Here is a 24,452-nt window from a genome sequence, read left to right as displayed (position 1 = left end):
GCGGGCGGGCGCCGAGCGACTACCACCCCGCCCGCCCGCGCAGTGCCGGGGCGGGGCGACGGGTCACGGGCCGGCCGGGTCGCCGAATTTCCGGCGCGCCAATGGCGGGACTTCCGTATCGGGACCATCGGCCTGTTCCGGATATGCCGAAGGCCCTCGGACCAATGGTCCGAAGGCCTTTTCGGAGGGCTCGTGGTGACGCTGGGTTTATGCCCGGGTCACGTCCTCGACCTGACTCTCGTCCTCGCGTCCGGGTGTTTTCATATCGAATTTCACGATGATGAACCGGAACAGCGCGTAGTACACGGCGGCGAAGCAGAGCCCGATGGGGATGATCATCCAGGGCTTGGTGGCCAGGCTCCAGTTGATCGCGTAGTCGATCAGGCCGGCCGAGAAGCTGAACCCGTCGTGCACCCCCAGGCCCCAGGTGATCGCCATCGACGCACCGGTCAGCAGGGCGTGCACCGCGTACAGCACCGGGGCGACGTAGGCGAAGGAGTACTCGATCGGCTCGGTCACGCCCGTGATGAAGGAGGTCAGGCCGACCGAGAGCATCAGTCCGTAGATCTCCTTGCGGCGGTGCACCTTGGCGGAGTGCGCGATGGCCAGCGCGGCGGCGGGCAGGGCGAACATCATGATGGGGAAGAAGCCGGACTGGAACTGGCCGGCCGTCGGGTCGCCGGCCAGGAAGCGCGGGATGTCGCCGTGCACGATCACGCCGTCCGGCTTGGTGAACTCGCCGAACTGGAACCAGACGAAGGTGTTCAGCAGCTGGTGCATGCCGATCAGCAGCAGCACGCGGTTGGCGACGCCGAAGATCCCCGCGCCGCCTGAGCCCAGATCGACCAGGTTCTGGCTGAAGTCGGTCATCACGCGGTCGATCGGCGGCCAGGCCCAGACGGCCAGGCAGGCGGCGAGCATGCCCACCAGGGCGGTGATCATCGGGACCAGGCGGCGGCCGTTGAAGAAGCCGAGCCAGTCGACCAGCTTGGTGCGGTGGAAGCGCACCCACAGCCAGGCCGACATCAGGCCGATCAGGATGCCGCCCAGGACGCCCGGGTTCTGGTACGTCGCGGCGGCGGCCTTCGCCGAGGTGTAGTCCACGCACTGGTTGCCGACCAGGACGGTGGGCACCTTGCAGTCCTCGGGGAAGGCGTGCAGCACCTGGTAGAAGACGAGGAACCCCACCACGGCCGCCAGCGCCGTCGAGCCGTCCGCCTTCTTCGCCATGCCGATCGCGACGCCGACGCAGAACAGCATCGGAAGACCGAGCGAGGAGTCCAGCAGCGCGCCGCCCGCCGCCGCGAAGACCTTGGCGACGTTGTCCCAGCCGAGCCCGTCCTTGCCGAAGACGTCGGGCTGTCCGAGCCGGTTGAGGATGCCGGCCGCCGGCAGCACCGCGACCGGCAGCTGGAGCGAGCGGCCCATCTTCTGGAGGCCGCCGTAGAAGGTGTGCCACCACACGGTCTGCGGGGCTGTGGCGCCTGCCGAACTCATCCTTCGCCCTCCGAGAGCAGTTGCCGGCCGCTGGCCCCCTGGGCCGTCGGGCGGGGCTCGGGAACACCCGGGGGCCCTTCCTGCGTTCGTCGGAGTACCCATATATTGGTGTAGACCACCCTTGGGGACGCAGGCCGGGCGCGCCGGGGCGCATGCCCCGCTGATCGTCATCTTCGGACGAAGATCCAGATCGTGCGCGCCGGAATGGGCCAAAAGTGGATTAACGTGGCAGATCGGTCCTGGTCGGGTGATGCTTGTCGCGCTGCCGTGCAGCGCGACGGCCGCTGAAACCGCGTCAGCACCGGCAACCACCCACCCCAGCCCCGGCCGGGGACCCGAGCACAGCGCAGGACGGCACCCGGCAGAGCAGCCGACGGGCCGAGACAGAGGGAGAACAACAGATGGCCAGCAAGGCTGAGAAGATCGTCGCCGGTCTGGGCGGCATCGACAACATCGAAGAGGTCGAAGGCTGCATCACCCGCCTGCGCACCGAGGTCAAGGACGCCTCCCTCGTCGACGAGGCCGCCCTCAAGGCCGCCGGCGCCCACGGCGTCGTGAAGATGGGCACCGCGATCCAGGTCGTCATCGGCACCGACGCCGACCCGATCGCCGCCGACATCGAAGACATGATGTGAGCTGAGCCCACCCGGCTCACCACCCTCCGGCCCGCCGGCCCCGCCCAGGGGCGGCGGGCCGAGGACTTCCGGGCAACCCGGCCGCACCGGACGGGCAATACCCGCAACCCCGGACAGGCAACACCCGCCACCCCGGCGGCACCCCGCCACCCGGTCCCACGGGCACCGATCCGGACCCGTCGGGGCGTACCGGGACCACCCGGCAGAAGCGGCTACGCTCGGTTCCTATGTCACGCATCGACGGCCGCACCCCCGAACAGCTCCGCCCCATCACCATCGAGCGGGGCTGGAGCAAGCACGCCGAAGGCTCCGTCCTCATCTCCTACGGTGACACCAAGGTGCTGTGCACCGCCAGCGTCACCGAAGGCGTCCCGCGCTGGCGCAAGGGCAGCGGCGAAGGCTGGGTCACCGCCGAGTACTCCATGCTCCCCCGCGCCACCAACACCCGCGGCGACCGCGAAGCCGTCAAGGGCCGCATCGGCGGACGCACCCACGAGATCAGCCGCCTCATCGGCCGCTCCCTGCGCGCCGTCATCGACCACCGCGCCCTCGCCGAGAACACCATCGTCCTCGACTGCGACGTCCTCCAGGCCGACGGCGGCACCCGCACCGCCGCCATCACCGGCGCCTACGTCGCCCTCGTCGACGCCGTCGCCTGGGCCCGGGACAAGAAGATCCTCCGCGCCAAGGGCCAGCCCATCACCGGCGGCGTCAGCGCCGTCAGCGTCGGCATCATCGACGGCACCCCCATGCTCGACCTCCGGTACGAGGAAGACGTCCGCGCCGAGACCGACATGAACATCGTCTGCACCTCCGACGGCCGCTTCGTCGAGGTCCAGGGCACCGCGGAAGGCGCCCCCTTCGACCGCGCCCTCCTGGACCGCCTCCTCGGCCTCGGCACCCTCGGCTGCGCCGAACTCGACGAGATCCAGCGCAAGGCCCTGGAGGCCTGAGACCGGGTCCGGTCGCGCTTCCGAAAACCGAGGGCTCCGGGCACCGCCGCTGTACAGGCCGGGCCCGGAGCCCTTACCGTTCCCGCAGCACCCGAATGCGGGAACCGCGCACCCCTCACCGCGCGTCCTCCCCTTACGGAACCCGCGCACCCAGGAGGACCGGATGCCCCAGAGCATCGCCCGCCCCGCCACCCTCGCCGTGGCCGGCCTGATCGCCATCCTCCCGCTCAGCGTGGTGAGTTGCTCGGCCGCCCAGAAGGCGCTCGACTGCGGCAACACCGCCGTCCGCATCACCGGCGACATCGCCGACGTCACCAACGCCTACAACAACGCGAGCAACGACGCGGCCGCCGCCGGACAGGCGCTCCAGAAGCTGAAGAACGACCTCGACCAGCTCGGCAAGAACTCCAAGAACACCGACGTCGTCAAGGCCATCAACGACCTCAACACCCAGGTCGACAAGGTCCAGCAGGCGGTCAACGGCAAGCAGGTCCCCGACCTCAAGCCGCTCGGCGACGCCGCGGGGAACCTCACCCAGGTCTGCACCGGCTGACGTCCGGTTAGGGTGGGTTCATGTCGACCCGCCTGATCCTCGCCACCCGCAACCAGAACAAGATCGCCGAACTGCGTGCCATCCTCGGCGACGCCGGCCTGGACGTCGAACTGATCGGCGCCGACGCCTATCCCGAGATCCCCGACGTCCGCGAGACCGGTGTCACCTTCGCCGAGAACGCCCTCCTCAAGGCCCACGCTCTCGCCCGGGCCACCGGCCTGCCCGCCGTCGCCGACGACTCCGGCCTCTGCGTGGACGTCCTCAACGGCGCCCCCGGCATCTTCTCCGCCCGCTGGGCCGGCAAGCACGGCGACGACCGTGCCAACCTGGACCTGCTCCTCGCCCAGCTCTCCGACATCGACGCGGAGCACCGCGGCGCCCACTTCTTCTGCGCGGCGGCACTGGCACTGCCGGACGGCACCGAGCGCGTGGTGGAGGGCCGCCTCCTCGGCACCCTGCGGACCGCGCCGGCCGGTGAGGGCGGCTTCGGCTACGACCCGATCCTCCAGCCCGTGGGTGAGAGCCGTACGTGCGCCGAGATGACGGCGGACGAGAAGAACGCCATCAGCCACCGCGGCAAGGCCTTCCGGGGGCTGGTTCCGGTGGTGAAGGAACTACTGGGCTGACGAGCGGCAGGAACGACGATGGCCGCCTGCCTTCGATTTGAAGGCAGGCGGGCCATTTCAGTCGGTACGCCCGGTGGGACTCGAACCCACGACACTGCGGACCTAAACCGCACCTCTCTAGCCAGCTGGAGTACGGGCGCACATCGGCTCTAGCCTACCGGCTGACTGCGCCGCAGGCCGCACCTTTCCCGGCCGAGGGTCGCGCTACACCGCGATGCCCCCGGCGCGCGCGTCCCGGCTCCTGTTCCGTCCGCAGTAGGTGGGCGTGATGGAGTGGCAGTTGGGGCAGAGGAGACGGAGGTTCTCCCGCCTGTTGTCGAGCCAGTTGCCGTTGATGTGGTCGACCTCCAAGGTCATGGCGTGCCCGAGCCAGGTCGGAGGGGCGCCGCACATCTCGCAGATGTCGGGGTGCCCGATGTGTACGAGCATGGCGCGGAGGCGGTCGCCCGGCACGCGGTGGCTTCCCGGCGGACGCTGCACGAGCAGCTCCTCGGCCTTGCACCGCGGCCCGGCCCTCCGGCCCTTGTTGTGTGCTTGCCCCGTGAAGTGACCGGTGTCGAGCTGGTGGAAGGCGATGCTCTCCCTGACCAGTGTTCGGGAGCTGCCACAGTCGGTCATCCCGAGGGCGAGAATGACGCCGCGGAAGCTGTCGTGCGTTGCCACGGCCTGCGCCAGCGCGTGCTTGGGGATGGCCTCGATCCTGTTGCGGCCGTCGCCCCTGAAGGTGAAGTGCGAGGTGTCGATGCCGAATTCGGCCAGCCGCTTCTTGAGGTAGGAGTACAGGCTGTCGTAGGGCGTGACTCCGAGGTATGCCATGACGGAGTTGATGCTGTCGCTGTTGGCCGCTGCCTCGGCCAGCTGCAGCCGGGAGTACCGGCGGCGCCCGTAGTCCGGCCGGCCTTCGTTGAAGTGCGAGGTGTCGATCCCGTAGAACCGAAGCCGCTTGCTCAGGTAGCTGTGCGTGCCGCCGCCATCGGCACGCCGAGCTTTCGCATGATGTCGTTGACGCTGTTCGACTCCGCTGCGAGTGTCGTGAGCAGCTCACGGGTGTACTTGACCGGCATGGTCGTCCCCCTTCGGGCCTGTGTGTGCGCCCGTCCCCCGTGTGTGCGAACGATCGTCGTCCCGTTCGGTTACGGCCTCACCACCAGTACTTCGGGTACTTGCGGCCCGTCAGGCGGGCGCCGACGAGGGTGGTGCCGGTGAGGAGGAGGGTGGCGAGGAGGAGCAGGGGGAGGAAGCGGGTGGCGGCGGGGGCGGTGAGGGTGACGATGAACGCGGTGGCCGCCGCGGGGGAGTGGGGGGTGCGGGTGAGGGCCATGACGCCGAGGGCGAGGCCGCCGGCTATGGCGGCGGACCAGTAGGCGGGGGTGGTGACGGCGAGGACGCCGTAGCCGGTGAGGGCGGAGAGGAGCTGGCCGCCGATGACGCTGCGGGGCTGGGCGAGGGGGAGGTCGGGGGCGCCGGCCATGAGGGCCATGGTGGCGGCGAGCGGGGGGATGAGGAGGGGCTGGCGGGTGAGGGCGCCGAGCGCGACCAGGAGGAGGAGGGCGGTGACGGCGGTGGCGGTGGAGGCGAGGACGCTGGTGGTCGCGGGGCGGGCGGGGGCTTGGCTGGGGAGGGGCATGGCCGGGCTGCTCCTAACGGCAAAGGAAAAATTCGATCGTTAGTATTCGCGGCTTCCTAACATGTGGCAAGTCGCGTTACCGTTAGGGAATGGCCATGGTGGAGCGCGGTGCGGTGGGCGAGATGCCAGTTGACGGCGAGCACCTCGCGCTGGATCTGGTGAACAGCACCTTCGTCCGCGGGGGCCTGCGCGGTCATCTGGTGGACGTGCTGGTGGAGCCGTCCGACCTGGAGCTGTGGGTGGAGCGCCATGCCGTCGGGCTGGACCTCCCGAGCGCACCGACCGGGGTGCTCGGCGGGGCGGAGCTGGCGGCGTTCCTGGAGCTGCGGCGGGCGCTGCGCGCGGTGCTGACCGCGGTGGTGGCCGGCGGGCCGGCGGGGGAGGGTGACGTCGCGGTGGTGAACGCGGCGGTGCGGGCGGCGCCGGGGTGGGTGGAGCTGTCGCCGGGGGCGGCCGCGGAGGGGGTGCGCCGTTCGGCGGCGGGGGAGTACGGGGTGGTGCTGCTGGGGCGGGTGGCGCAGGCGGGAGTGGGGTTGCTGACGGGGGATCGGCGCGGGTCGGTGCGGGCGTGTCCGGCGCCGGGTTGCATCCTGTTCTTCCTGCAGCAGCATGCGCGCCGGGCGTGGTGTTCGACGGCCTGCGGGACGCGGGTCCGGGTGGCCCGGCACAGCCGTCGGCATGCGGACGACTGAACGGGTGCCGGCCGGAAGCCGGCCGGGGGAGGGGTGGGAGTCGGCCGGGGGCAGGCCGGTGGGCGGCTCGCGGGCCGACCGTGGGTGACCGTCGGGTATCGGCCGTTCGACCGGCGCTGTTGGGGAATTGATTACCAATTGGTACAGACCTATTGACCTATGTGGTTCAGACCACATAGCTTCAGCGCCAATCTGCATTCCCCCACGTGCGTGCTCCCCCACAGGTACGCGCCGACACTCTCTCCCGGAGGACCGAGTGTTGATCCGATCCACGGCGGAGCGGCGTCCCACCGCTGCCCGTCACTCCAAGAGCCCGGCCGCCCGGGCGGGTCTGGCCTCGCTGGCGGCTGCCGGCCTGGCCGGCCTGCTGGTGGCGACGCTGGGCGCGGCGCCCTCGCAGGCGTCCGCGGCCGTCGACAACGCGGCCTGTCGGCCCGACGGCATGTACCGGACTCCCGGGGTGGACGTCCCGTACTGCAGCGTCTACGACACCGCGGGCCGCGAGAAGATGGGCGCGGACCACCAGCGCCGCATCATCGGCTACTTCACCGGCTGGCGCACCGGCAAGGACGGGACCCAGCCCTACCTGGTGAGCGACGTCCCCTGGGACAAGGTCACCCACCTGAACTACGCGTTCGGGCACGTCGGCGGCGACAACAAGATCTCCGTCGGCACCGACGACGACAAGAACGAGGCCACCGGGATCTCCTTCCCGGGCGTGCCCGGCGCCGAGCTGGACCCGTCGCTGCCCTACAAGGGGCACTTCAACCTGCTGACGAAGTTCAAGAAGCAGTACCCGAACGTCAAGACCATGATCTCGGTGGGTGGTTGGACCGAGACCGGCGGGTACTTCGGCGACGACGGCAAGCGCGTCGACTCCGGCGGCTTCTACTCGATGACCGTCAACCCGGACGGCTCCGTCAACCAGGCGGGCATCGACACCTTCGCCGACTCCTCGGTCGACTTCATCAAGAAGTACGGCTTCAACGGCGTCGACGTCGACTACGAGTACCCGACCTCGATGAAGGACGCGGGCAACCCGCTGGACTGGCAGCTGGCCAACTCCAAGCGCGCGTCGCTCGCCAAGGGCTACGCGGCGCTGATGAAGACGCTGCGGGAGAAGCTGGACCGGGCGGGTGCCGCCGACGGCAAGCACTACCTGCTCTCGGTCGCGGCCCCGTCGTCCGGCTACCTGCTGCGCGGCATGGAGACCTTCCAGGTGGCGCAGTACCTGGACTACGTCAACATCATGTCGTACGACCTGCACGGCGCCTGGAACAAGTACGTCGGCCCGAACGCCTCGCTGTTCGACGACGGCAAGGACGGTGAGCTGGCGGCGGCCAACGTGTACGGCACCGGCCAGTACGGCGGGATCGGCTACCTGAACGCGGACTGGTCGTACCACTACTTCCGCGGTGCGATGCCGGGCGGCCGGATCAATGTCGGCCTGCCGTACTACACGCGCGGGTTCAAGAACGTGACCGGCGGGACCAACGGCCTCTGGGGCACCGCGTCGGCGACCACCTGCCCGGTGGGTTCGGGGCTCACGGCGTGCGGTGACGGTGCGGTCGGTGTCGACAACATCTGGAACGACAAGGACGACGCGGGCAAGGAGTCCCCGGCCGGCTCGAACCCGATGTGGCACGCGAAGAACCTGGAGAAGGGCATCGTGCCCGACTACCTCTCCGAGTACGGCGTGACCGACACCGCCCTGCAGGGCACCTACGCCCGCAACTACAGCTCCTCGTTGGTGGCGCCGTGGCTGTGGAACGACTCCAAGAAGGTCTTCCTCTCCACCGAGGACGAGCAGTCGGTGGGCGCCAAGGCGGACTACATCGTCAACCAGGGCGCGGGCGGCGCGATGATCTGGGAGCTCGCGGGCGACTACAAGTGGGACGCGACCGCCAACGGCGGCAAGGGCCAGTACGTGCCGGGCTCGACGCTGACCTCGCTGATGTACGACAAGTTCAAGGCGGCCTCGCCGTACGGTGCGGTCCGCTCGACGACCGCGCTGCCGCAGCAGACCCTGCCGATCGACGTGTCGTTCACCAACTTCGCGCTGGGTGACTCGAACTACCCGATCAACCCGAAGATCCACATCGTCAACAACTCGACGGTGACCCTGCCGGGCGGTACCGAGTTCCAGTTCGACTACGGCAACTCGGCCCCGGGCAACGCGAAGGACCAGTCCGGCTTCGGGCTGACCGTCATCAAGCAGGACGACCCCGGGCCGGGCAACGTGGGCGGCCTCAAGGGCACCTACAACCGGGTGTCGGTGAAGCTGCCGGGCTGGCAGCCGCTGGCGCCGGGCGCGTCGGTCGACATGGACTTCGTCTACTACCTGCCGGTGTCGACGCCCTCGAACTGGACGGTCAACGTCGGGGGCACGCTGTACGGCCTCACGGGCGACCTGAGCCGGGGCGCCGTCGACGGCGGCACCGCGACGCCGACCCCGTCGCAGACGGCCACGCCGACCGCGACCCCGACCGCGACGGTGACGCCGACGGTGACGCCGACCGTCACGCCGACGGTGACCCCCACCGCGACCCCGACCGTGGGCACCTGTGCGGGTGCGCCGAGCTGGGACGCGGGCACCGTCTACGCGACGGCCACCAAGGTGTCCTGGAAGGGCCACTACTACCAGAACAAGTGGTGGACCAAGGGCGACGACCCCGGCGCGAGCGGCTCGTGGGGCGTCTGGAGCGACCTCGGGACCTGCTGATGACAGCGGTCCGCTGAGGTGAGAGACGGCGGTGGCGGTGCACCCGGTCGGGGGGTGTGCCGCCACCGCTCCGTTGCCGGGCCCCGGGGGCGGGCAGCCTCCGTGGACGGCACCGGGGCGCGGCGGCGGGCCGGTGCCGCACCGCCGCGCCCCGGTGGCGCCTGCCGGAGCAGGTCGCTCAGGCGCTCTCGACCTTGAGGTCGCGCAGCAGCTTGGCGACGTGGCCGGTGGCCTTCACGTTGTAGAGGGCGCGCTCGACCTTGCCCTGCTCGTCCACGATCACGGTGGAGCGGATCACGCCCTGGTAGGTGCGGCCGTAGTTCTGCTTCTCGCCGTACGCGGCGTAGGCCTCCAGGACGGCGTGGTCCGGGTCGGAGAGCAGGGTCACCTTGAGGTCCTCGGTCTCGCGGAACTTGCCGAGCTTCTCCGGCTTGTCCGGCGAGATGCCGATGACGTCGTAGCCCGCGCCGGCGAAGACCTCCAGGTTGTCGGTGAAGTCGCAGGCCTGCTTGGTGCAGCCCGGGGTGAGCGCGGCGGGGTAGAAGTAGACGATCACCTTGCGGCCGAGGTGGTCGGCGAGGGACACCTGGTTGCCGTCGGCGTCCGGCAGGCTGAAGGCGGGCGCGGTGTCGCCGGGCTGGAGACGCTCAGTCACGGGGGACTCTCCTGGTGCGTGGGCGGGTGGTCGTACCACGGCAAACTTACCTCCGATGGTGGGTGGGGCCGCGCGGGCCTGCGTGGCAACTGACAAACTGGGTCAGTCGCACAGGACAACATCAGTGAATTGGGGTGGCCCGAGTGGGCGAGGCGAGCACGAAGGACAAGTCGGCGCGGACGACCGCCCAGATCGAGGCGGACATCTCCCGCACCCGCACCCAGCTGGCGGCGACCCTGGACGAGCTCGCCATGCGCGTCCACCCGAGCACCATCTCGGCCCAGGTCAAGGCGAAGGCGGTGGCCTCCGTGGAGGAGAAGGCCGGCCGGGCGTACGTGGCGGCGAGCGGGCTGGTGGAGAAGGCCAAGGCCCAGTTCGTGGACGAGAAGGGGCAGCCGCGCAAGGAGCGGGTCGTCCCGGCCGCGATGGTCGGCGTCGGCCTGGTGCTGCTGGTCGCGTCCGCCCGCAAGCGTCGCAAGGGCTGAACGGCGGGGTTGTCGGGGCCGGGCGCCGGTGGTGCCCGGCCTTCCGTCTGTCCGTACGGCGTTCTCGTACGTCCCGGTGGTCTCGTACTCCGGGCCAGCGTCACGCCGCGGGCCCGGGGGCGGTACCTTCGGGATCGTGAGTACGAACGACGAACCGACCCCGCAGACCGCCTCGCCGGAGCACGACTCGCCGCGCCACGACCGGCTGGGCGAGAAGCTGCCGATCAAGATGCTGCACGACCGCGTCCTGGTGAAGACCGAGGGCAGCGAGGGCGAGCGCCGCTCGACCGGCGGCATCCTCATCCCCGCGACCGCGGAGCTGTCCAAGCGCTGCACCTGGGCGGAGGCCGTCGCGGTGGGCCAGAGCGTCCGCTCGGTGGAGCCGGGTGACCGCGTCCTGTACGACCCGGAGGACAAGCTGGAGGTGGAGGTCCGCGGCGCCACCTACGTGCTGCTGCGCGAGCGTGACCTGCACGCCGTGGCCGCGATGCGCTTCGGCGACACGGAGGGCTCGACCGGGCTCTACCTGTGAGGACCTGACCGGCCCGGGGCGGGCCGTCACGCCGTGGTGCGTGGCGGCCCGCCGCGTCATGTCGGGGCCGGTCTGTCGGTGGCCGGCAGTAGGGTCCCGGCATGAGCAGCGGTGTGCGTTCGAGCAGTGTGCCTCCGGTCGGTGACGAGCAGCGCCGGGCTCGGGTGGGCAGGCGGCATCTTCTGGCGCCTTCGGGTCGGGCGGCGCGGGTCGAGCAGGTGACGGACGCCGTGGTCGGGCTGCACGCCACCGATGCGGCGACGGTCTACCTGTCGGCGTGCGCGCGGCTGGCGGAGCCGTCGGCGGCCGAGGTCGAGCGGGCGCTGTACGAGGACGTCTCGCTGGTGAAGCTGCTGTCGATGCGGCGGACGATCTTCGCCGTGACGGAGGAGTTCGCGCCGTACGTGAGTGCGTCCACGGCGCGGGCGATCGCGGTCAAGGAGCGGGCGACGCTGCTGAAGCACCTGCGCGACTTCGCCGAGGGCTGGGACGAGCGGCGCCTCGCGGAGACGGAGGTGGCGGTGCTGGCCGCGCTGGACCGGCGCGGTGAGGCGACGACGAGTGAACTCGGCGCGGACGTACCGGCGTTGCGCGAGACGATGCTGATGTCGGCGGGCAAGCCGTACGAGGCGAAGCAGAGCGTGGGTAGCCGGCTGCTGCGACTGCTGGCCTCGGACGGGCATCTGCGGCGGTGCCGGCCGCGCGGGTCCTGGCTGAGCAGCAGCTATCCGTGGGCGCGGGTGCCGCAGTGGCCGGACGTGCCGGTGCGGGAGGCCAAGGCCGAGGTGGTGCGGCGCTGGCTGGCGGCGTACGGGCCGGCCACGGTCGAGGACGTGAAGTGGTGGACGGGCTGGACGCTGGGTGACACCCGTAAGGCGCTGGCGGACGTGGGCGCGGTGGACGTGGCGCTGGCCGGGGGCGTGGCGGGTCTGGTGCTGCCGGGGGACGTGGAGCCGGTGGCGGAGCCGGAGCCGTGGGCGGCGCTGCTGCCGGCGCTGGACCCGACGGTGATGGGCTGGCGCGGGCGTGAGTGGTATCTGCGGCCGGAGGACGTCCCGGCGCTGTTCGACCGGGCGGGCAATGCGGGGCCGACGGTCTGGTGGTGCGGCCGGGTGGTGGGCGGTTGGGCGCAGCGTGCGGACGGCGAGGTGGTGTGGCGGCTGTTCGCGGATGTCGGGGCTGAGGGGGAGGCGGCGGTCGCGGGGGAGGCGGCGCGGTTGTCGGGCTGGTTGGGGGAGGTGCGGGTGACGCCGCGGTTCCGGACGCCGCTGGAGCGGGAGTTGGTGGCGTAGCGGCTCACCGGCGGCCCGGATCAGCGGCAGCTGTCCGCCTCACCGGCGGCGGTTCGCCTCACCGGCGGCCCGGGGCACCCACGGTCGGGCTCGCCGGTGGTTCGGTTCGCCCGCGCGGTCCGGGTCGGCGGCGGCGGTTCGGCTCACGGGGCGGGTGGGGTGGCGGCCGCCGGATTCGGGCCCGGGCTCGGGCCGGTGGCCGACGGGTGTGCGGTCGGGGTCGGGGTCGGGGTCGACGGCGGGGTGGGCCTGGCCGAGGAGGGCCGACTGGTCGGGGTGGTGACCGGTGGCTCGGGGGTGGGTGTCGGGTGGGGTGCCTCGGGGGTGGGGGTGGGCCGGGTCTCGGTGGGCCGGCTGCTCGGGGTGGGCACGTCCGGAACCGGTACCGGTACCGGTACGGGCACTGAGGGGGCGGGGGTGCTGGGCGGTGCGCTGGTGGCGCTCGCGCTGGGGGACGGCGAGGCCGCTGCGGTGGTGGCCGGGGTGCTCGGCCGGCTGTTGTCGCGGCCGGGCTGGAGGTCGAAGTGCTGGACGTCGGTGCCGTCCAGGACGTCGGCCATGTACGCGGTCCAGATCTCGGTGGGGAAGGCGCCGCCGTTGATCCGGGTGTAGCCGGCGGTGCCGGAGAGCGGTTCCTTGGCGTGGGTCTTCGGGTTCTCCCGGAAGAGGCCGACGGTGGTGGTGAGTTCGGGGGTGAAGCCGGCGAACCAGGCGGAGAGGTTGGAGTCGGTGGTGCCGGTCTTGCCGGCGGCGGGGCGGCCGAGGTCGAGGGCGGCGGCGCCGGTGCCGCGCGGGCTGACGACGTCGCGCAGGACGTCGGTGACGGCGTCGGCGGTGCCCCGGTCGATCGCGCTGGTCGGGACGTGCTCGGGCATCCTGGGGACGTCGATGGCGCCGCCGGTGTGGACGCGTTCGAGCTTGGTGACGGACCACGGGGTGTACGCCTGGCCGTGGTTGGCGAACGCGGCGTAGGCGCCGGCCAGGTTGAGGGCGCTGGGGGTGGCGGTGCCCAGGGTCATCGAGGTGTTGGCCGGGTCCATTCCGGGGACGTTGTCGGGGATGCCCAGCCGGATGGCGGTCTCCCGGACGTGGGCGAGTCCGGCATCGACGCCTTCCTGCGCGTAGACCGAGTTGACGGACTTCGCCATGGCTTGGCGCAGGGTGATGTCGCCGTAGTCGATGTCGTCCTCGTTGGGCGGGGCGTACGGGGTGGGGCCGCCGGTGACGGGGCGTTCGCTGGTGCCGTCGTAGCGGGTCTCGGTGGTGATCGGGCGGCCGTCGCCGCTGCTGCGACCGGAGTTGAGGCCGGCGGCGAGGTCGATGGGCTTGAAGGTGGAGCCGATCTGGTTGTCCTGGCGCAGCGCGTCGTTGTAGGGCTGTTTCGCGTAGTCGGGTCCGCCGTAGACGGCGACGACGCGCCCGGTGGCGGGTTCGACCGAGGCGCCGGCGACGCGGACGTCGGTGTCGGTGGTGGGGCGTTTGGCGGGGTCGAGTTCGTCGGTGAGTTCCTGCTGGACGGCGTGGGTGAAGGCGTCCTGCTTGTCCTTGTCGAACGTGGTGGTGATCCGCCAGCCGCCGGCCTTGAGGGTGGCGGTGTCGATGATGCCGCTGGAGACGAGGTAGTCGTCGGCGACGCCGACCAGGTAGCCGGCCTGGCCGCCGAGGCCGGTGGCGGGCTGGGGGTCGATCGGCTCGGGGAACGTGATGGAGGCGCGGTCGACGGCGGTCAGGAAGCCGAGTTGGACCATGCCGTCGAGGGCGTAGTTCCAGCGGGCCACGGCCTTCTCGCGGTTGGCGGGGGTGGCGGTCTTGACGTCGTAGATGCTGGGGGCCTGGAGCAGGGCGGCGAGGTAGGCGCCCTGGGGGAGGGTGAGCTGGGAGACGTCGACGCCGTAGTAGGCGCGGGCGGCGCTCTGGATGCCGTAGGCGTTGCGGCCGAAGTAGCTGCTGTTGAGGTAGCCGGTGAGGATCTCGTTCTTGCTGCGCTGCTGGTCGACCTTGAGGGCGATGAAGAGTTCACGGCCCTTGCGCTCGATGGTCTGGTCCTGGGTCAGGTAGTAGTTCTTGACGTACTGCTGGGTGATGGTGGAGCCGCCCTGCATGCCTTTGCCGGTGAGGGTGTTCCAGCCGGCGCGGACCATGCCCTTCAGGTCGATGCCGCCGTTCCGGTAGAAGGTGCGGTCCTCGGCGGAGACGACGGCGTGCTGGGTGTCCGGCGGGATCTGGGTGATCGTCACGTCGGTGCGGTTGACGGCGCCGGTGCGGGCGATCTCGGTGGTGCCGTCGGCGTAGAGGTAGATGTTGTTCTGGGCGACGGCGTGGGCGTTGGGGTCGGGCACGGGGACGATGAGGTAGAGCACGGCGAAGGAGCCGACGGCGAGGAGCAGGACGGCGGTGAGCGCGCCGAGCGTGATCCGCCAGGTGGGCAGGAGCCGGCGCCAGAACGGCTTGGCGCGGCGCGCCTCGCGACGGGCGGCCCGTTTGGCCTGACGTCGGGTGCGGTGGTCTGCCCTCAAGGTCATGCCGCGATTATGTGCTATTTGATCCGCGATCAGGTGGTGGAAAAACCGGGTGCGTCCACTGATCGTCGGCGGTACGGTGAAAGGTGCAAACCATATAGCGCACCCAGTTCTCGCGTACGCGGCTCGGACAGCTCCGCCCGCTCGCCCGGTACCCCCGGGTGGGGCCGGTCGGGGCCGGTCCGGCATGCGCCGGCGCCTGCCGCCGGTGCCTGCCGCCGGCGTTCGTGCGCCGGTGTTCGTGCGTCGGTGTTCGTGCGCCGGTGTTCCGCGCCGGTGCCCGGTGCGCTGTTCCGGGGTACCTCCGCCTGCCCATATTTGTCGATAAGGAGACAATATGCCCAGCGCTGTGCCGGTCGAGACGCAGCTCAGGCCCCCTCCGGACGTCGGCGGCACCGTCCGCCTCTACCTCGCCGTCGTCCGCGGCGGCTTCCGCCGCTACTCCACCTACCGGGCCGCCACCCTGGCCGGTGGTGTCACCAACACCGTCTTCGGCTTCATCCTGGCCTACACCTTCCTCGCCCTCTGGCAGGCCAGGCCCGGGCTCGGCGGCTACGACGCCTCCCAGGCCGTCACCTACATCTGGATCAGCCAGTCCCTGCTGGCCACCGTCGCGGTCTTCGGCGGCGGCTTCCAGGACGACATCCAGGAGCGTTTCCGCAAGGGGGACATCGCGGTCGACCTCCACCGGCCGGTGGACTTCCAGGGGTGGTGGCTGGCCAACGACCTCGGCCGGGCCGGCTTCCAGCTGCTGGCCCGCGGCGTGCTGCCGACCGTCGCCGGCTGCCTCGCCTTCGACACCCGGCTGCCGCACCACCCGGCGGTCTGGGCCGTGTTCCTGCTGTCCGTCCTGCTCGCGGTGGTGGTCAGCTTCGGGCTGCGCTTCCTGGTCTCGCTGACCGGCTTCTGGCTCCAGGACGCGGAGGGGATCCGCTCGGTCATGGTGGTGGTGACGATGTTCTTCTCCGGGATGCTGCTGCCGCTCGGCCTCTTCCCCGGCTGGCTCGGCGGGCTCGCGGGGGCGCTGCCCTTCGCGGCCGTGATCCAGATCCCCACGGACGTCTTCCTGGAGCGGCACACCGGTACCGGCCTGCTCGGCATCCTCGGCCTCCAGGCGCTCTGGGCGGCCCTGCTGCTCGGAGCCGGGCACGCCGTCCAGCGGCTCGCGACCCGCAAGGTGGTGGTCCAGGGTGGCTGACCTCGTCCGCACCGGGGCACTCCCCGTCCGCACCGAGGCGCCCGCCGTCCGGTCCGAGACCGTCGCCGCGCGGGTCCGCTGGGCGGTCCGCTCCTGGTGGCTGGTGGCCGCCATGTGGAACCGCTCCACCATGTCCTACCGGCTCTCCTTCGCCCTGATGGCCGTGTCGAGCACGGTCATCACCTTCCTCGACTTCGTCGTCATCCTGCTGATGTTCCAGCACACCCACGCCCTCGGCGGCTGGACCCTGCCCGAACTCGGCTTCCTGTACGGGACGTCGGCGTTCGCGCTGGGCTCCGCCAACCTGCTGGTCGGCACGGCCGACGCGCTCGGCGAACGGATCCGCGCCGGCAGCCTGGACACCATGCTGATCCGCCCCGCCCCCGCGCTGGCCCAGCTCTGCGCCGAACGCTTCACCCTCCGCCGGCTCGGGCGGCCCGTGCAGGCGACGGCGGTGCTGGTCTGGTCGCTGGCGGCGCTGGACGTCGACTGGACGTGGGACCGAGTGCTGCTGGTGCCCGTCCTGCTCGTCTGCGGCACCACCATCTTCGCGGCGGTCTTCATCGGCGGAGCCACCGTGCAGTTCTGGTGGGGCGAGGCCGGTGAGCTGCAGAACTCCCTCACCTACGGCGGCGCCACCCTGCTGCAGTACCCGCCGACGATCTTCGCCAAGGAGCTCGTGGCCGGCGTGGTCTTCGGCGTCCCGCTGGCCTTCGCCAACTGGCTGCCCGCCCTGCGCATCCTCGGCCGGCCCGATCCGCTCGGCCTGCCGGCGGCCTTCCAGTACGCCTCGCCCGTCGCCGCGGTGCTCTGCTGCGCCCTCGCCGGCCTCGCCTGGCGGGCCGGCCTGCGCGCGTACCGCGGCACCGGCAGCTGACCCCCACCCCCTCGTGAAAGCAGAACTCCCATGGCACTGATCGAACTCGACGACGTCCGCCGCACCTTCACCGTCCGCGCCAAGGCCGGCCGGTTCAAGCGCGAGAAGCGCGAGGTGCGCGCGGTGGACGGGCTGAGCTTCACGGTGGAGGCCGGCGAGTGCGTCGGCTACATCGGCCCGAACGGCGCCGGCAAGTCCACCACCATCAAGATGCTCACCGGCATCCTGGTGCCCTCCGGCGGGCGGCTGCGCGTCGCCGGCGTCGACCCGGCCCGGGAGCGCGTCGCGCTGGCCCGCCGGATCGGCGTCGTCTTCGGGCAGCGCACCACGCTCTGGTGGGACCTGCCGCTGCGCGACTCCTACGAACTCGCCCGCCGGCTCTACCGGATCCCCGACCACCGATATCGCGCCAACCTCCGACGCTACGTCGAACTGCTGGACCTCGGCGCGCTGTTGGACACGCCGGTGCGCCAGCTCTCGCTCGGCCAGCGGATGCGCGGGGACTTGGCGGCGGCGCTGCTGCACGACCCGCAGGTGCTCTACCTGGACGAGCCCACCATCGGGCTCGACGTGATCAGCAAGGGCAGGGTCCGCGACTTCCTGCGCGAGGCCAACCGCGAACAGGGCACCACCGTGCTGCTCACCACGCACGACCTCACCGACATCGAGCAGCTCTGCGACCGGGTGATGGTGATCGACCACGGCCGGGTCGTCTACGACGGCGGGCTGGACGGCCTGCACGCGGTGGGCGAGAGCGAACGGATCCTGGTGGTCGACCTCGCCGAGGCCCGGCCGCCGATCGAGGTGCCCGGCGCGCGGGTCGTGAAGGTCGAGGGACCGCGGCAGTGGCTGGCCTTCCCCGCCCAGCAGAGCGCCGCTCCGATCGTCGCGGCCGTCGCCGACCGGTACCCGCTGGTCGACCTCTCGGTCCGCGAGCCCGCGATCGAGGACGTGATCGCCCGGATGTACGCGGAGGTCGCGATCGGCTGACCCGGGCGGGTGCGTCCGGCCCCGGCCCGATACGGGCGGGGCCGGGCGGCTCCCGGGTGGGCAGGGGCAGCAGCGGGGCCGCCGGCCGGGACGGCGGCGGGGCGGCGCGGACGGGGTGAGGATGATCGTCGGCCGGGGCGCGTGGGTCCGGCCGGGGCGCTCAGGTGTGGGTGCGCGGTGAGGCGGAGGGCAGCGCCGGGGGCGTGTTGCCTGAGTGTCAGGGCGTGCGTGCCGGCGATGGGCCGGGGCCCCTGGAGGCGGACTCCCGGCGTGCGTTGGCGGGGCGCGCCCTCCGCTCGCGCCGGGCAACGGGCAGACTGGCGGGGTGAGCGACGAACCCTTCAGCGGGACCGGCCCCGGCGTCCGGTTCACCGCGGCCGACGAGGAGAAGAGACGCGGCGTCCGCCGGATGAAGACCATCGCGACCGGTCTGCTGGCCTTCGCGACCCTGGTCTTCGCCCTTGCCACCTGGGCGAAGGCGGCCGGCGCCGGCGCCTGGGCCGGCTACGTGGCGGCGGCCGCCGAGGCGGGCATGGTCGGCGCCCTGGCCGACTGGTTCGCGGTGACCGCGCTGTTCCGCCGTCCGTTCGGCCTGCCGATCCCGCACACCGCGATCATCCCGACCAAGAAGGACGCCTTCGGCCGGTCGCTCGGCGACTTCGTCGGCGACAACTTCCTCTCCGGCCACGTGGTGCGCGGCCGGCTCGCCGCGCTCGGCATCGCCCGCCGGCTCGGTGAGTGGCTGTCCGCCCCCGGCAGTGCCGAGCGGGTCACCAAGGAGGCCTCGGCCGCGCTGCGCGGGGTGCTCGCGGTGCTGCGCGACGACGACGTGCAGGCGGTCGTCGGCGAGGCGGTGACCAGGCGGGCCGGCGCCACCTCGGTCGCCGAGCCGATGGGCCGGATGCTCGGCAAGGTGGTGGCCGACGGCGGCCACCACGGTGTGGTCGACCTGGTCGCCGTCCGGGCGCACGACTGGCTGGCCGAGAACCACGAGGAGGTGGTCCGGAAGGTCACCCAGAAGACCCCCGGCTGGACGCCGAAGTTCCTGGACAACCAGGTCGGCGAGCGGGTCTACAAGGAGCTGATGCGCTTCGTCTCCGACATCCGCGACGACCCCGAGCACCCGGCCCGTGGCGCCGTCGACAGCTTCCTCGCCGACTTCGCCACCGAGCTGCAGACCGACCCGGAGACCATCGCCCGGGTCGAGCGGGCCAAGTCCGACCTGCTGGCCCGCTCCGAGGTGCAGGACCTGATCGCCTCCACCTGGGCCGCCGTTCGCACCCTGGTGCTGAACGCCGCCGAGGACGAGGACAGCGAACTGCGCCGGCGCATCCGCACCGGCGTGCGCGACTTCGGCGCACGCCTGGCGACCGACCCGAAGCTCCAGGCCAAGGTGGACCGCTGGCTCCAGGACGCCGCCCAGTACCTGGTCGACACCTACCGGGCGGAGATCACCTCGCTGATCTCCGAGACGGTGGCAGGCTGGGACGCGGACGACGCCTCCCGCAAGATCGAGGCCAACGTCGGCCGCGACCTCCAGTTCATCCGGATCAACGGCACCGTGGTCGGCGCCCTGGCCGGACTGATCATCCACACCGTGGCGGTCGCCCTCGGGGGGTGAGCCGGGGGCCCCGCCGCGCTAGGGCGGGACGGGGTCGGCCGGGTGTGCTTATCCTGGCGGACACTGCTCGATACGCGCGTAGAAACGTAGAGAACGCGTAGAAACGTAGAGAAGAAGGGCACCACCGTGGTCCAGCCGGACGGAAGTCGGATCGGAAACCCCAGCGGAAACCCCACCGGGAGCACGGCCGGGGGCCGTGCCGGGGGGCGGGGCATCGAGGCGTTCATCGCCGGGATGCCCAAGGCGGAGCTGCACGTCCACCACGTCGGCTCGGCCTCGCCGCGCGTCGTCGCCGAGCTGGCCGCCCGCCACCGCGGCCAGGCCAGGGTGCCGACCGACCCGGCGGCCCTCGCCGAGTACTTCACCTTCACCGACTTCGCCCACTTCATCGAGGTCTACCTCAGCGTCGTCGACCTCATCCGCGACGCCGAGGACGTCCGCGCGCTGACCTACGGCGTCGCCGAGGACATGGCCCGGCAGAACATCCGGTACGCCGAGCTGACCGTCACCCCGTACTCCTCGGTCAGCCGGGGCATCCCCGACGTCGCCTTCATGGAGGCCATCGAGGACGCCCGGCTGCACGCCGAGAAGGAGCTCGGCGTGGTGCTCCGCTGGTGCTTCGACATCCCCGGCGAGGCCGGCCTGGCCGCCGCCGAGGAGACCGCCCGGCTCGCCGTCGACCTCGCCCCCGAAGGCCTGGTCAGCTTCGGCCTCGGCGGCCCGGAGATCGGCGTGCCGCGCCCGCAGTTCAAGCCGTACTTCGACCGGGCGCGCGCGGCCGGCCTGCGCAGTGTCCCGCACGCCGGCGAGACCACCGGCCCGGAGACGGTCTGGGACGCGCTGCGGGTGCTCGGCGCCGAGCGCATCGGCCACGGCACGCAGGCCGTGAAGGACCCGGCACTGCTGGACTTCCTCGGTGAGCACCGGATCCCGCTGGAGGTCTGCCCGACCTCCAACATCGCCACCCGGGCGGTGGAGCGGATCGAGGAGCACCCGATCAAGCAGATGGTCGACTCGGGCCTGCTGGTCACCGTCAACAGCGACGACCCGCCGATGTTCGGCACCGACCTCAACACCGAGTATGCGGTGGCGGCCCGGCTGCTGGACCTGGACGAGGCGGGCGTCGCCGCGCTGGCGCGCAACGCCGTCGAGGCGTCCTTCCTGGATGCGCCCGGCAAGGCCCGGATCGTCGGCGAGATCGATGCCTACCTGGCCGGGTGGGACCGCGGCTGACCTGCGTCCTCCTGCGCCGGCTCCGGGCCGGCCGGGTGGTGGTGACCGCCCCTGCCGGGTTCGCCCGGCAGGGGCGTTCCGCGTCTGGCGCCACCCCTTCGGGTGATGGTGCCACAATGGCACTTCTCATGGCGCCATCGATGTGCCATGCTGTGGGCCATGGACCTCACGCCGTACGTCGACAATCTCCGGCACGAGCTCGCGGTAGCGGCGGGCGCGGGCGGGGACGAAGCCCGCGCTCTGGCCGAGCGCCTGACTCTGCCGCTGGAGTCAGCCGCACGGCTCACCCTGCTCAACGCCCTCTCCGCCGCGATGGGCGAGGTCACCCGTGACCTCGCCCCGGGGTCGGTGGACGTCCGGCTCCGCGGGCTCGATCCGGAGTTCGTGGTGACGGTGCCGCCCTCGGTGGAGCCGTTCCACGAGTCCGGCGAGCTCCTGGTACCGGCGTCACCGGTGGTGCCATCGGCGGCATCGATGGCGCCATCCGTGGCGCCGGACGCGGACGACAGCAACACCGCCCGGATCAACTTCCGCCTGCCCGCCCACCTCAAGACCAGGGTGGAGGAGGCCGCCGGGCAGGAGGGCCTCTCGGTCAACGCCTGGCTGGTCCGGGCGGCCGCCGCCGCGTTGGAGCCGGGCGAGCCCGCCCGCGCCGTCGGCCGGACCAGGCGGGCGACGGGCCAGGGCTACACCGGCTGGGTCCGGTAGCCGCTTCTCGCTCCGCTCCTTCCCACGCCACCAGTCTCGACGTCACCCCGCCCGACGGGCGGGAACACCCACCAGAGCCAAGAGGACGGGACAGCCATGCCTACTTTCGACACCCCCGACCCGATCAACGTCACCCTCGAATTCGACATCCTCTCCGTGCGGATCACCGCGGGGAAGCGCACCGACACCGTGGTGGAGGTGCGGCCGGCCGACGCCGACGTGGAGGCGGACGTCAAGACCGCGGCGCAGACCAAGGTCAGCTGCGCCGGCGGCGCCCTGGTGATCAAGGGCCCGAAGAAGCGCTCCCTCTTCGGCAAGGCGGGCTCGGTGGACGTCACCATCGAGCTGCCGGCCGGATCCGAGATCAACGGGGACGCGCCCATCGCGGACTTCCTCTGCGAGGGCCTGCTCGGTGACTGCCGGCTGAAGACCTCGGTCGGCCGGATCCAGGTCGAGCAGGCGGCCACCGTCCGCCTGAAGACCGACCACGGCGACATCCGCCTCCAGCGCGCCGACGGGGACGCCGAGATCGCCGGCTCCGGCCGGGTCGAGATCGGCGCCATCCTGGGCGCGGCGACGGTGAAGAACCTCAACGGCGAGACGGTCATCGGCGAGGTCGGCGGCGACCTCAAGGTCAACTCGTCCAACGGCCAGGTCAGCGTCGGCGTCGCCGGCGCGGACGTCGACATCAAGTCGGCCCACGGCGCCATCCGGATCGGCGAGGTCGTCGGCGGTCAGGTGGCCCTGCAGACCGCCGTGGGGGACTTGGAGATCGGCATCCGCGAAGCGTCGGCCGCCTGGCTCGACGTCCACACCCGGCTCGGCAGCGTCCGCAACACGCTCGCATCCACGGAGGGCCCGGGCGGGGCCGGCCAGACCGTCGAGGTCCGCGGCCGGACGCAGCTCGGCGACATCGTGATCCGGCGTTCCTGACCATCCGCCATCTCCGGCCGCCGGTGCCTCTTGGTACCTCTCGGCACCTCGTGGCACCTCTCGGCATCTCGGCACCCAAGGAAGCGTGACCGCCATGACCTTAACGCCCGCCTCCGCCACGCTCACCGCGTCGGCGATCACCGCCACCGGGCTGACCAAGTCCTACGGCGGGAAGACGGTGCTCCGCGGCATCGATCTGACCATCCCCGAGGGCACGGTCTTCGCCCTGCTCGGGCCGAACGGCGCCGGCAAGACCACCGCCGTGCAGATCCTCTCCACCCTGATCCCGGCCGACGACGGCGCCGTACGGGTGGCCGGCCACGACCTCGTCCGGGAGGCCGGCGCGGTCCGCGCGGCGATCGGTGTCACCGGGCAGTTCTCGGCGGTGGACAACCTGCTCACCGCCCGGGAGAACCTGCTGCTGATGGCCGGCCTCAACCACCTCGGCCGTCGGGAGGGGCGGAGGCGGGCGGAGGAGCTGTTGCGGCGGTTCGACCTCACGGAGGTGGCGACGAAGCCGGCCGCCACCTTCTCCGGCGGCATGAGGCGCAAGCTGGACCTCGCCATGACGCTGGTCGGAGACCCGCGGATCATCTTCCTGGACGAGCCCACCACCGGCCTGGACCCGCGCAGCCGGCGCACGATGTGGGAGATCATCCGGAGCCTGGTCGCCGACCACGGCGTCACCGTCTTCCTCACCACCCAGTACCTGGAGGAGGCCGACCAACTCGCCGACCGGATAGCCGTCCTGGACGGTGGCCGGATCGTCGCCGAGGGCACGGCGGAGCAGCTGAAGCGGCTCATCCCGGGCGGCCACCTGCGGCTGGGGTTCGCCGGTCCGGCCGAACTCGCCTCGGCCGCCGCGCTCTTCACCTACGCCGCGGCCGACGAGGAGGCTCTCGCCCTCTCCATCCCCGGCGACAACTCCGTCGTCACGGTGAAGGCGGTCCTGGACGTGCTCGACAACGCCGGGGTCCGGGCCGAGTCACTGACCGTGCACACCCCCGACCTGGACGACGTGTTCCTCACCCTGACCGAGGGGGCCTCCCGATGAGCAGCACGACGACCTACGCCGTCAGCGACTCCCTGACGATGCTGCGGCGCAACCTCAAGCACGCACAGCGGTACCCGTCGATGACCTTCGCGGTCGTGATGATGCCCGTGATGATGCTGCTGCTGTTCAACTACGCGTTCGGCGGAGCACTCGGCCTCGGCATCGGTGGAGGCGACTACATCGACTACGTCACCCCCGGCATCCTGCTGATGGCGGCGACGTCCGGGGCACTGGTGACGGCGGTCGGCGTCTGCGTCGACATGACCGAGGGCATCGTCAACCGATTCCGGACGATGGCGGTCTCGCCCTCGGCCTTCCTCACCGGGCACGTGGTCGGCAGCGTCATCCAGACGGTGATCGGCATGGTCCTCGTGCTCGCCGCCGCCCTCGCGATGGGCTTCCGGCCCAACGCGACCCCGGTGGAGTGGCTCGCCGCCTCCGGCCTGCTCGTCTTCGTCATCCTGGCCCTGACCTGGCTCGCCGCCGGTATCGGCTTGGTCGCGAAGACTCCGGAGAGCGCCAGCAACCTCCCGATGCCGCTCCAGTTCCTGCCCTTCATCGGCAGTGCCATCGTCCCGCCGGACTCCATGCCCACGGCACTGCGGTGGTTCGCCGAGTACCAGCCCTTCACCCCGGTCATCGAGACCCTGCGAGGCCTGCTGATGGGCACGGAGATAGGCAGCAGTGCGATGGCTGCCCTCGCCTGGTGCATCGCCCTGGCCGCCGTCGGCTACCTCTGGGCGCGCAGCACCTTCCACCGCACCGCGCGGCGGTAGCCCGCCCGCTCTCCGTCGCACCGGGCCGTCACCGCGACAGGTGGCGGTCGCCGGCGGTTCCCGCTCGGGAGCCCCCGCCCGCCGCGGCAGTCGCTGGGCGGCCGGCCCGGCTTTTGGACGGCCCCCTTTCGGCCCGTGCTCGGCGACCGTTCCATGGTGCGGGTGCTCCTTGTGCGGGTTGCGGGTTGCGGGTGGCCGGTTGCGGGTGGCCGGCTGCGGGTGCCGGGTGGCCGGGGTGGGTCAGAGGCTGCGGGCGGTGATGTCGCCGTAGCTG

The 24,452-nt window shown here is 71.6% G+C and carries 23 protein-coding genes and 1 tRNA gene; 18 read left to right on the top strand and 6 right to left on the bottom strand.

Going from position 1 to position 24,452, the window contains the following annotated elements; genetic code table 11:
- Positions 1-207: 207 nt before the first annotated feature.
- The gene (locus ACZ3YO_RS31340) at positions 208-1,497 is read right to left on the bottom strand and encodes a PTS transporter subunit EIIC (RefSeq protein WP_465576083.1); all 1,290 of its coding nucleotides are present in this window, start codon (positions 1,495-1,497) and stop codon (positions 208-210) included.
- Positions 1,498-1,751: 254 nt separating this feature from the next.
- On the opposite strand from ACZ3YO_RS31340, the gene ACZ3YO_RS31335 reads away from it, so the two are divergent.
- The 4 genes from ACZ3YO_RS31335 to rdgB all read left to right on the top strand — a co-directional run bounded on the left by ACZ3YO_RS31335 (position 1,752) and on the right by rdgB (position 4,264).
- Complete coding sequence (locus tag ACZ3YO_RS31335; RefSeq protein ID WP_465576080.1) at positions 1,752-2,132, top strand: PTS sugar transporter subunit IIB; 381 nt, start codon at positions 1,752-1,754, stop codon at positions 2,130-2,132.
- Positions 2,133-2,359: 227 nt separating this feature from the next.
- On the top strand, positions 2,360-3,085 hold the full coding sequence (gene rph, locus ACZ3YO_RS31330) for a ribonuclease PH (protein WP_465576077.1): 726 nt from the start codon (positions 2,360-2,362) through the stop codon (positions 3,083-3,085).
- Positions 3,086-3,248: 163 nt separating this feature from the next.
- Positions 3,249-3,638, top strand: coding sequence for a hypothetical protein (locus ACZ3YO_RS31325; RefSeq protein ID WP_396322707.1), 390 nt, complete (start codon positions 3,249-3,251; stop codon positions 3,636-3,638).
- Positions 3,639-3,658: 20 nt separating this feature from the next.
- Positions 3,659-4,264: an RdgB/HAM1 family non-canonical purine NTP pyrophosphatase gene (rdgB, locus tag ACZ3YO_RS31320; RefSeq protein WP_465576075.1), complete on the top strand. Its 606-nt coding sequence runs from the start codon at positions 3,659-3,661 to the stop codon at positions 4,262-4,264.
- A gap of 65 nt (positions 4,265-4,329) precedes the next feature.
- Here rdgB and ACZ3YO_RS31315 read toward each other — a convergent pair.
- The 3 genes from ACZ3YO_RS31315 to ACZ3YO_RS31305 all read right to left on the bottom strand — a co-directional run bounded on the left by ACZ3YO_RS31315 (position 4,330) and on the right by ACZ3YO_RS31305 (position 5,891).
- Positions 4,330-4,404 (bottom strand) — tRNA-Leu (locus ACZ3YO_RS31315).
- A gap of 64 nt (positions 4,405-4,468) precedes the next feature.
- Positions 4,469-5,080 (bottom strand): HNH endonuclease signature motif containing protein, encoded by a 612-nt coding sequence (locus ACZ3YO_RS31310; protein WP_465576072.1) that lies wholly within the window; start codon positions 5,078-5,080, stop codon positions 4,469-4,471.
- Between the two features lie 325 nt (positions 5,081-5,405).
- Positions 5,406-5,891 (bottom strand): HPP family protein, encoded by a 486-nt coding sequence (locus ACZ3YO_RS31305; protein ID WP_465576069.1) that lies wholly within the window; start codon positions 5,889-5,891, stop codon positions 5,406-5,408.
- A gap of 89 nt (positions 5,892-5,980) precedes the next feature.
- On the opposite strand from ACZ3YO_RS31305, the gene ACZ3YO_RS31300 reads away from it, so the two are divergent.
- Positions 5,981-6,583 carry a CGNR zinc finger domain-containing protein gene (locus ACZ3YO_RS31300; protein WP_465576066.1) on the top strand — a complete coding sequence of 201 codons (603 nt, stop codon included), beginning with the start codon at positions 5,981-5,983 and terminating at the stop codon, positions 6,581-6,583.
- Positions 6,584-6,842: 259 nt separating this feature from the next.
- Positions 6,843-9,305 carry a chitinase C-terminal domain-containing protein gene (locus ACZ3YO_RS31295; protein WP_465576064.1) on the top strand — a complete coding sequence of 821 codons (2,463 nt, stop codon included), beginning with the start codon at positions 6,843-6,845 and terminating at the stop codon, positions 9,303-9,305.
- A gap of 178 nt (positions 9,306-9,483) precedes the next feature.
- On the opposite strand, the gene bcp is transcribed toward ACZ3YO_RS31295, so the two are convergent.
- On the bottom strand, positions 9,484-9,960 hold the full coding sequence (gene bcp / locus ACZ3YO_RS31290) for a thioredoxin-dependent thiol peroxidase (protein WP_465576062.1): 477 nt from the start codon (positions 9,958-9,960) through the stop codon (positions 9,484-9,486).
- 143 nt (positions 9,961-10,103) lie between these two features.
- On the opposite strand from bcp, the gene ACZ3YO_RS31285 reads away from it, so the two are divergent.
- From ACZ3YO_RS31285 to ACZ3YO_RS31275, 3 genes are all read left to right on the top strand, one after another.
- The gene (locus ACZ3YO_RS31285) at positions 10,104-10,445 is read left to right on the top strand and encodes a DUF3618 domain-containing protein (protein WP_465576059.1); all 342 of its coding nucleotides are present in this window, start codon (positions 10,104-10,106) and stop codon (positions 10,443-10,445) included.
- Positions 10,446-10,674: 229 nt separating this feature from the next.
- Positions 10,675-10,977 carry a GroES family chaperonin gene (locus ACZ3YO_RS31280; protein WP_148645002.1) on the top strand — a complete coding sequence of 101 codons (303 nt, stop codon included), beginning with the start codon at positions 10,675-10,677 and terminating at the stop codon, positions 10,975-10,977.
- Positions 10,978-11,078: 101 nt separating this feature from the next.
- Positions 11,079-12,269 (top strand): winged helix DNA-binding domain-containing protein, encoded by a 1,191-nt coding sequence (locus tag ACZ3YO_RS31275; RefSeq protein ID WP_465576056.1) that lies wholly within the window; start codon positions 11,079-11,081, stop codon positions 12,267-12,269.
- A gap of 143 nt (positions 12,270-12,412) precedes the next feature.
- On the opposite strand, the gene ACZ3YO_RS31270 is transcribed toward ACZ3YO_RS31275, so the two are convergent.
- On the bottom strand, positions 12,413-14,791 hold the full coding sequence (locus ACZ3YO_RS31270; RefSeq protein ID WP_465576054.1) for a transglycosylase domain-containing protein: 2,379 nt from the start codon (positions 14,789-14,791) through the stop codon (positions 12,413-12,415).
- Positions 14,792-15,125: 334 nt separating this feature from the next.
- Here ACZ3YO_RS31270 and ACZ3YO_RS31265 point away from each other — a divergent pair, with 334 nt between their 5' ends.
- From ACZ3YO_RS31265 to ACZ3YO_RS31225, 9 genes are all read left to right on the top strand, one after another.
- Positions 15,126-15,986, top strand: a complete 861-nt coding sequence (locus ACZ3YO_RS31265; protein ID WP_465576051.1) for an ABC transporter permease — start codon at positions 15,126-15,128, stop codon at positions 15,984-15,986.
- Positions 15,987-16,098: 112 nt separating this feature from the next.
- Complete coding sequence (locus ACZ3YO_RS31260) at positions 16,099-16,863, top strand: ABC transporter permease (RefSeq protein WP_465576252.1); 765 nt, start codon at positions 16,099-16,101, stop codon at positions 16,861-16,863.
- Positions 16,864-16,893: 30 nt separating this feature from the next.
- Positions 16,894-17,853, top strand: coding sequence for an ABC transporter ATP-binding protein (locus ACZ3YO_RS31255; protein WP_465576049.1), 960 nt, complete (start codon positions 16,894-16,896; stop codon positions 17,851-17,853).
- A gap of 325 nt (positions 17,854-18,178) precedes the next feature.
- Positions 18,179-19,474 carry a DUF445 domain-containing protein gene (locus ACZ3YO_RS31250; RefSeq protein WP_465576046.1) on the top strand — a complete coding sequence of 432 codons (1,296 nt, stop codon included), beginning with the start codon at positions 18,179-18,181 and terminating at the stop codon, positions 19,472-19,474.
- A gap of 213 nt (positions 19,475-19,687) precedes the next feature.
- Positions 19,688-20,707: an adenosine deaminase gene (locus tag ACZ3YO_RS31245; protein WP_396322790.1), complete on the top strand. Its 1,020-nt coding sequence runs from the start codon at positions 19,688-19,690 to the stop codon at positions 20,705-20,707.
- Positions 20,708-20,866: 159 nt separating this feature from the next.
- Positions 20,867-21,415 (top strand): hypothetical protein, encoded by a 549-nt coding sequence (locus tag ACZ3YO_RS31240; RefSeq protein ID WP_465576044.1) that lies wholly within the window; start codon positions 20,867-20,869, stop codon positions 21,413-21,415.
- A 96-nt stretch (positions 21,416-21,511) separates the two neighbouring features.
- On the top strand, positions 21,512-22,348 hold the full coding sequence (locus ACZ3YO_RS31235) for a DUF4097 family beta strand repeat-containing protein (RefSeq protein WP_465576042.1): 837 nt from the start codon (positions 21,512-21,514) through the stop codon (positions 22,346-22,348).
- A 94-nt stretch (positions 22,349-22,442) separates the two neighbouring features.
- Positions 22,443-23,402 carry an ATP-binding cassette domain-containing protein gene (locus ACZ3YO_RS31230; protein ID WP_465576039.1) on the top strand — a complete coding sequence of 320 codons (960 nt, stop codon included), beginning with the start codon at positions 22,443-22,445 and terminating at the stop codon, positions 23,400-23,402.
- Positions 23,399-24,178: an ABC transporter permease gene (locus tag ACZ3YO_RS31225; protein ID WP_465576036.1), complete on the top strand. Its 780-nt coding sequence runs from the start codon at positions 23,399-23,401 to the stop codon at positions 24,176-24,178. Before ACZ3YO_RS31230 ends, ACZ3YO_RS31225 begins: the two co-directional genes overlap by 4 nt.
- The last annotated feature ends 274 nt before the right edge of the window (positions 24,179-24,452 follow it).

It is taken from the genome of Kitasatospora sp. NPDC022785, assembly GCF_055561295.1.
The sequence above is the reverse complement of the archived record's forward strand: the minus strand, read 5'-3'. Positions and strand labels throughout refer to the sequence as shown.